The sequence below is a fragment of the Coleofasciculus sp. genome (assembly GCF_046539235.1).
In the GTDB taxonomy this organism is placed as follows: Bacteria; Cyanobacteriota; Cyanobacteriia; order Cyanobacteriales; family Coleofasciculaceae; genus Coleofasciculus.
The window spans coordinates 1-8,060 of sequence record NZ_JBKHHI010000310.1 but is presented as its reverse complement, the minus strand read 5'-3'; the positions used below and the strand labels follow the sequence as shown (position 1 = coordinate 8,060).

Below are 8,060 nucleotides of genomic sequence, written 5' to 3'. Positions count from 1 at the left end.
GTTGTTTGAGCAGGGGTAAAGTATCTGGGTCTTGTTTCCATCCTCTGGCTAATTCCTCTACCGCCGCACCTCGGACAATCCCATTATCATCAAATTGAATCAGTTGCTTGAGCAAGGGTAAAGTATCTGGGTCTTGTTTCCAAATTGTGGCAATTGTAGTAATTGCTTGGGTACGAATTTCTTTGACTAGGTTGAAATACTCGAAGTCTATATCAGACTCAAACAGATAGGAAATATAACTATACTGAGTCAATTCCTTCAATCGCTCAAGCAATTTATTATCCATCTCCAATATCCCCTGTCGATTCTTCACATCCTCCAAACACTGTGCCGCCAGAAACACATTCATAAACTTCTCATCTTCCCCCTCCTGATTCATCAAATACTCAATAATCTCCCCGGCAAACCTTGACTCCTCAATCATCCCCACAATCAACCGCAAAACCTCATGCCAAGACTCATCCCGCCAATGCTTGCCAAAAACCTCCGTTTTCAACCCCTCCAGTGATAACCGTCGCGTCTCCTTAAACTGCCAAATAAACTCCCACGCACAGAAATATTCCAAAAACGTCCGATGCACAAACCCATAATAATCCGCCCCCAAATAACAGAGGATAAAATTACGTTCCCGTAATTGACGAATCAGTACCCGCGCCACTAACCGCGCCTGATTCACATCTATCGTTCTCAAATACTCGGTTAAAATCCCTTCTAAATCTTCCCTCCGAATTAAATTCCCCGCCAATCCTTTTTCTGTGGCTTGCATAAAATACGCCACCCGGCGCAACATCGCCTGCTTATCCTTATAATCAATCGTCTTCGGATCAAGGCGGGAATCCTCAATTAATGCCCGTTCCACATCCCATTGATGCAGTAAAACTCGCGACGCTTGATGATACAATTCTGGTCTATCTCTCGGTAACTCCTGATGCCGATTTAAAATTGCCATCATCGTCAGCAATAGCGGATTTCCGGCTAATTCCTGAATCGCTTTTGACCTGTCAATTGCCCGTTGTAATCGTTCCCGCTTCCAAGTCTTATCCACCTCATCGGTAAAGGTTAATTCATGCCAACGATAGATAAAATCCTGTATCTGGTTTTCATCCAACTCTTGCAACAGGAAATGATTAAACTCCGCATCCCGTAATCGCTGCGGCTTATAGCCAATCACGCGAGAGGTGACAATCACCTGCACCTCTGGATACTCATTAGTGAAGCGATGAATATCCGTAATCACATCCTCTCGTTTCCCCGGATCAAATACCTCATCCAACCCATCAAACAGCATCAACACCTTCCCCGCCTTTAACTGTTCCTGAAGTTGATGCTGATTCAGATGACAAATCGCCCCACTACTTTGATGCAAAAACTCTAAGAAATTCTGGCATTGTCCTAAATCTCGATTCCGCATATAGGTGCGTAATTCAATTAAGATGGGAATCGCCAGGGAAATGGCATTCTGTAGCGGCGACTGGGCATAGATTAATGCCAAATACTGTAATAACGTAGACTTTCCCGAACCCGGATCACCTAACATCACCAGATAGGGATAATTTCGTTTATCATTAATAACATCCAAAACCGACTGTATCGGCGCTTCTGAATACACCCGTTGATAACGCTCGAATTCCCCGAACTGAAAATTTGGATCTAATTGATCCCTCTCCCGCAATCGCTGCTGATATTCCTTAGGCAATTCATAAATTTGCGGCAGAACGTCATGGACTTTTCGCACGTTTTGTGCTATAAATATTCGCCATAACTTCAGGGCATTATAAGCACAGCCCGTGGTATCCAAACTATCTAATCGCAGATTGCCATACGCTTCCCGTAACCCCTCCTGATAGCGGCGCAAATCAAACTCTGGTATAATCCCCGCAGACTCCTGAGTATAACGTGCGATCGCGTCCAACTTCTGCGAATCCAGAATCTCCCGCAATTCAGGCGATTCCCGGATTAACGCCTTGACTTTTCTGAGATACCGCTTCCCCACCTGTTCCCAATCAAAATCTTCTGGGAGCGATCGCAGGTTAAGCTGATACCATAGATTCCCCAATCCCTGCGTATCCAAACTCGAACACTCATCCTGAAACCCACTCCCCAGAATCCCTTTCACTGAGGAATTGTGAATAAACTTGGTTAACGCCGGAGAATACTCTTCCACCTCCACCTGTGACACCTCAGCATCTTCTAACTCCAGCTGAACCAACACCAGAAACTCTTTCAAGGCTTTCCCGACAACCGTATTCAGCGTATCATCCTCAAAACACCCGGAAAAATCCCGAATACAATCCTTAAGAAAATCTTTCGTGTAATCTTCCAGCGTTCCCTTCGCCAGAGGCGCTAACACTTCCCGAAACACAAAGCCAGTAACGGAATAGACACCCCAAGCCGCGAACCAATCCAGCATGACTCTCGCATTCGTCTCTATTTTGTATCGAGTATAACTGTAGAATCACAGTTTTGATTGATCACCGTCTGCCCTCTGTCCTCGATCCTCCTATTTTCACTGTATGTTTAATATTACACTTGTAAGACGGCAACGCCACAGTTTATGCTTTAATGGTAAAAAAATCAGCATAAATTGATTCGCTTTCTTATGCAGCGATTTTATTCAGGAAAGTCAGAACTTTCACTGAAGGGAACCTTCTGATTATTCAAAAAATTCAGAAAATTCAGTTTTATGCTAGCGTGGTCATCAGAGGTATGAATTGGAATGCCAGATGGCAGATGCAGAGGTGATAAGACTGATCGAATTAGCCGAGTATTGGATTGCCCAGAAGACAGGAAACGTACTGAACGACGCCCAAAAGACTATCCTGAGTCAAGCCTTAACAGGCAACAAACTCAAAACCATTCAAGTCATGGGCTATAGCCAAAATACTGTCCAGCGCGATTTAGCGCCGAAGTTATGGAAACAGTTGTCTGAAGTCACCGGGAAACGAGTCACGATTAAAACGTTACGTTTAATCCTCCAAGGATTGCCAGACGCAAATACCGAGAACTCCGATACTCTGACTCCCCCACCACCTCTGGCGGTAAGTACAACCACCTTCCCCTCTCCCATCTGGGAACTACCCGGAGGACAACTGGATTTAGCCTCACCCTGCTATGTCGAACGTCCAGAGGATGAATCTCGCGCCTATGAAGAAATTAGTAAGCCGGGAAGTTTGATTCGGATTAAAGCACCGCGACAAATGGGCAAAACGTCCCTAATGGTACGATTACTGTATCACGCTGAACGACAAGGATGTCAGTCTGTCGCCTTAAACTTTGAGTTAGCTGAACGGGAAGTCTTTGCGGATTTAAATCAATTCCTGCAATGGTTTTGTGCTACTGTTACCGATGACTTACACCTGCCGATTCAGTTAGAAAACCGTTGGAGTAAGTTTTTGGGCAGTAAAAAAAACTGTACCAATTATTTTGAAAAATATCTATTACCCACACTCAGAACTCCCCTGGTTTTAGGACTCGATGCCGTAGACCGAATTTTCCCTCACGAACACGTCGCAGATGATTTTTTTGGCTTACTCCGGGCTTGGCATGAAAAGGCAAAACAATATGAGATTTGGAAAAATTTTCGCCTAATTATTGTCCATGGGACAGAAGTTTATATTCCCCTAAGTAACGACCAATCCCCCTTTAATGTCGGATTACCGATTGAATTATCCGAATTTGACGCCCATCAGGTGGAAGACTTAGCCCTGCGCTATGGATTAGACTTTACCTGGAATGATGTAAAACAACTGATGGCAATGGTAGGCGGACATCCCCATTTGATCCGATTAGCCCTGTATAAAATTGCCCGTCAGGATATTACCTTAAACCGACTCCTAGAAGACGCCCCTACTGAAACCGGAATCTATGCAGATCATTTGCGCTTACATCGCTGGAATTTAGAGAAACATCCCGACTTAGCCGACGCCCTCACCCAAATCTTAGAAGCCGATCGCCCGGTGCAGCTAAAAGGTGCGATCGCGTTTAAACTTAATAGTATGGGATTAGTCTATCTGGTAGGAAATCAGGTGAGTATTCGTAATGATTTATACCGCCAGTATTTTCGCGAACGCCTGTATCCAGAGAAGCCAAGCAGCCAAGACGCCAAGGAACACCGAGGCAGAATTATTCCCAATTCTCTAGGAGATAATGTCCTAGCCGCTATTGTCTTTACCGATATCAAAGACTCCACCCAAAAACAGCATGAAAACCAGCAACCCACCCTAGCCGCCATTCATCGTGATCTCAAACTGATGACCAAATTATGCCACCAATTTGAAGGAGAGGTTCTCAAATCCATGGGTGATGGATTACTCATGTACTTTGTCTCCGCCGTCAAAGCTGTTGATTGTTCCCAAACCATTCAAAAAACCCTCTCCCTCGCCGCCAGAGGATTACCGAATGAGGCGGTATTACAGCATCGAATTGGCATTCACTTAGCTGATGTTTTTTTCAATGGAACCGATGTACAAGGAGATGGCGTTAATATTGCCGCCCGTTTACAATCTCAAGCAAAACCCGGTGAGATTTGTATTTCCTGGATAGTGTATGAAGCGGTCAAAAATCACTTACAACTACACATCACCGATAGTGAACATCGCCTCTTAAGAGGAATTGACGAACCCATGTTATTATATCAAATCAGCGTTTAGGGATATAATAATTGGGCGGAATGTAGGGGCGGGTTTCACAACTATCCTTTCTGATCTCACCCCGATGTAACTAAACCCGCCCCGACTCAATTGTGAATAAATTGTGACGAATGATAAATGACAAATGGCAAATTGTCTCTATCTACTTAACAAAATATGTCTAAATGGAAACTGGTAACCGAATTTACATTTGATAGCGCCCATTACATCAAAGACTATGATGGACCCTGTGGTCGGATGCATGGACATACCTATACAGTGCGATTAGAAGCAACATCCTCAACCCTTCACGCCTCCGAACACTGTCCCCACCCAAGTATGGTTGCTGATTTCAAAAGCTTACGCTGGGCAAAAAAAGATGTTACCAAAGGCGGGTTAGATCACGGAATTCTTAATCAAATATTACCCGAAGGATACGAAACCACCGCCGAAATGATCGCCCAATACATTTATGACGAAACAAAAAAACGCATTCCTGAAGGCATAGAACTCAAAGTTGTGGTATCAGAGACACCGAATAGTTGGGTAGAATATGAGGAATAAATTATCAGGAATAAACGATAACGAATATTTTTAGTCCATTTAGACGGGGGCGAGTCGAGATAGGTTAATTCTGAATACCGCTACATTTGCCCAGCGACTCGCCCCTACAATTTCGATAATTACGACAATTCTGACAATTCCGGTAATTCCGATAATTTTGATAATTACGAGAAATTATTATCGAGAAATCAGCATCTGTAGGGGCGACCCGCTGCATTAAATAACAGAACCGACTGTTCACGTTTGTCGGGTCGCCCTGCTTCCAGAAACGGGCGGTAAAATACCCCGCCGCTTTAACGTTGCTTCGATTTGCCGTAACAGTTCAAAATCATTATCGGGCAACGGATAATTGTCTTGATTACCGCTATTTTCACTACCCTTTAAATCTGGTTCTAAGAACCCAAACGCTTGGCGAAACTGATCTGGATTTGCTGCAATTGAACCCTCAAAATGGCAAGAAATAATCCGTTGGAAATCCCAACTGGTGACTTCATCCACCCAGTTCAACGTTTCTTGCGGGGCGCGGTTGAGAATCAGAGTTTGCAGAATTGGTGCGACAAAGGGACGCCCATTTCCGCACAAAGCGTCAAAGGATTTCCACCAACCGGGTTTCCATTTGAAGGGAAATAAACCAAAATAGGCTTGCTTTGACCAATCCGGTGCATTTCTCGCCTCCCGTAACGCCTGAGTGAAGGGTATCGTATCCAAAGCACTGGGGCGGAAGTAAAATGCAAATAGTGAGATGCGTTGCCATCCCTTGCGCCGAGTCATCTTATTGTCGATAACGATATCTAAGGCATGATCTCTGGCATGGAATAATAACGGATAGGGATCAAGTTGCGCGATCGCAGGGGGATTTTCGGGTACACTAACTACAGTATCCGTCACCAGTAGCGTGCGCGTAAGCTTGTGCACAAATCCCACTTCGGCAAAGAGTCCCAATCCCAAATCAACAGGACCTAGTAAGGCATAATCAAATTCATCCGCAAAAGGAGTTTGGCGACTATCTGCGGGTAAAACATGAGTCCGTTTCCTGGGAAACCCCAGCCAACTCAGGGGCAAATTCACCGGATAACTCCACTGGTGCGGTGCCACAAACACCTGGGCGTGAGGAAACTTGCGGGCAAAGGGACCGACAAACACTTTATGCTCAATCCCCGAAACCGTGGGCAGAATGATATATTTAACCTCACCATGGTCTGCCACCAATTCCTGAACTAATCGGATACATTCCGGGGTAGGTGCAACAGGCGCATAAATCAACAGCCCTCCAGCATCCAGCTTAATCACCGTCATCCGAATCGGGACAACCACATAGAGAATCCCCTGAATCTGGTCAAACGTCCAAATCCTATCCTTCACCACTTCCACACGGATAGTGCGTCGTTTGCCATAAGGATACAGGGGTACAGGAAACCAAAGCGACCATGACCAGTCTTGAGAGTGGATGCTCGGATGACCCTGGTGTTCCTGCATCTGCGGTTCATTCCTCCTGTATTTTCTGAAGACTCAACCTGTTGGGCGGGAATTTTTCCCTATTATTCTACAACTGAAAGCGCCCCCACCAAAACGCTGTACGTCATCGACGGCAAAAATGTTTTATCGTAATTCGGCTTGTAGTAAGGGAACCTCAGCCCTAGATTACGTTGGGTTGAGCGAAGTCGAAACCCAACCTACAACCTATCCCACAATTTTAGCTGTGTCAGTCCACTACTCTATCTATTCTGAATCCGGGTCAATTCCCATGGCTCTTAATCGTTCTGCCAATCTTGCCGCTTTTTGCTCGGCTTGTTCAGCACGTTGGTGTTCTTGTTCGGCGCGTTGGCGTTCTTGTTCAGCACGTTGACGTTCTAATTGGGCGCGTTCTTCACCAATTAACAAAAGATTGCCTTCACTATCCCACCAACGCAGCCAATATTGAGTTTGATTTTGATAAGTCCCGTGCCAAAGTCCCAGTTCTACTCCTAAGGGCGTAATCGGATAGTGACCCCGTTCATTTGGTTGGAGTTTTTGATAAGAAAAATTCAGCCAATTATAAACCTCCAGTTTTCTAGTTTTGACTTCAAAAATGCCATAGTAGGGAATGCGAATAATCCGTTCATACACCCAGAATTTACCGGGTTTAGTGGTTTCTCCTTCAGCGGAAACCGATAATGGTGTAGCATCTCGTTCCTCATCTCCATTGCCACTGGCAAATTCTAAGGCAATCATTGGTGCCATTAATTCTCGCCAGAGAACATAAGAACGACGGATTTCACCATTAAGTAATGGGGGAACATTGGGAACATAGAACCAATCGGGCGCTTCTGCGCCTTTTTCTGGGGGTTCAGTTTCGCGCCAGTAGATACCGCAATCTTGCCCAATGGCGTAGTCACCATCGGGATGGAGTTGCTGCAAAACTGAACCAATGGAATCGGTCAAAATTAGGCTTTGAGGATGTTCTTGGAAATTTTTCACAAACGTACCATCAGATTCGGGTAGTTGAGTATGGTCAGGAAAGGCAGGGGGTAAATCAATTTTAGTTTGAGTCATGTCTTAATCACAGGTAATAGAGAATCTACTCAATTTCAGGGTTGGTCTAGCACTTATATTTGAATAGTGTGACACAATGTTTGGGCTTAATCATAGTAGTCAGGTAAGCAAGGGTTATCAATCATCATAAAATACACCTTGTAGGGGCGACCCGCCGCACCAAATTAACACCGCCCACCGATTAATTTTATCGGGTCGCCCTGCATCAGATATCGGTAATTATTTCAGTTTAAGTAGGTGGACACAATTAAAGTTAGCGGTGGAGATTAGGGAACATTAGGTTCTTATCTGTTAGGTGACAGATGCTTTGGGTCTTCATGTTTTATATCAGGGTAA

Annotated in this window: 5 protein-coding genes; 2 read left to right on the top strand and 3 right to left on the bottom strand. The window is 44.8% G+C overall.

Annotation, left to right across the window (positions count from 1 at the left end; genetic code table 11):
- Positions 1–2,410 (bottom strand): NACHT domain-containing protein (locus ACLFWI_RS22240; RefSeq protein ID WP_446414732.1); only part of this gene is annotated, 2,410 nt, incomplete at its 3' end.
- A gap of 313 nt (positions 2,411–2,723) precedes the next feature.
- On the opposite strand from ACLFWI_RS22240, the gene ACLFWI_RS22235 reads away from it, so the two are divergent.
- Together ACLFWI_RS22235 and ACLFWI_RS22230 are read left to right on the top strand one after the other, a co-directional pair.
- A complete protein-coding gene (locus tag ACLFWI_RS22235) occupies positions 2,724–4,649 on the top strand; it encodes an AAA-like domain-containing protein (protein ID WP_446414731.1) in 1,926 nt (641 codons plus the stop codon).
- A 156-nt stretch (positions 4,650–4,805) separates the two neighbouring features.
- Positions 4,806–5,192: a 6-pyruvoyl trahydropterin synthase family protein gene (locus ACLFWI_RS22230; RefSeq protein ID WP_446414730.1), complete on the top strand. Its 387-nt coding sequence runs from the start codon at positions 4,806–4,808 to the stop codon at positions 5,190–5,192.
- 237 nt (positions 5,193–5,429) lie between these two features.
- Here the strand turns inward: ACLFWI_RS22230 and ACLFWI_RS22225 are convergent, their stop codons facing one another.
- Positions 5,430–6,668, bottom strand: coding sequence for a DUF4336 domain-containing protein (locus ACLFWI_RS22225; protein ID WP_446414729.1), 1,239 nt, complete (start codon positions 6,666–6,668; stop codon positions 5,430–5,432).
- Positions 6,669–6,911: 243 nt separating this feature from the next.
- Positions 6,912–7,724 (bottom strand): Uma2 family endonuclease, encoded by an 813-nt coding sequence (locus ACLFWI_RS22220; protein ID WP_446414728.1) that lies wholly within the window; start codon positions 7,722–7,724, stop codon positions 6,912–6,914.
- Positions 7,725–8,060: the final 336 nt, after the last annotated feature.

Excerpts from the sequence above, each read along its gene's own strand:
- ACLFWI_RS22235 (WP_446414731.1), top strand. The coding sequence starts at position 2,724 with ATGGCAGATGCAGAGGTGATAAGACTGATCGAATTAGCCGAGTATTGG.
- ACLFWI_RS22230 (WP_446414730.1), top strand. The coding sequence starts at position 4,806 with ATGTCTAAATGGAAACTGGTAACCGAATTTACATTTGATAGCGCCCAT.
- ACLFWI_RS22225 (WP_446414729.1), bottom strand. The coding sequence starts at position 6,668 with ATGCAGGAACACCAGGGTCATCCGAGCATCCACTCTCAAGACTGGTCA.
- ACLFWI_RS22220 (WP_446414728.1), bottom strand. The coding sequence starts at position 7,724 with ATGACTCAAACTAAAATTGATTTACCCCCTGCCTTTCCTGACCATACT.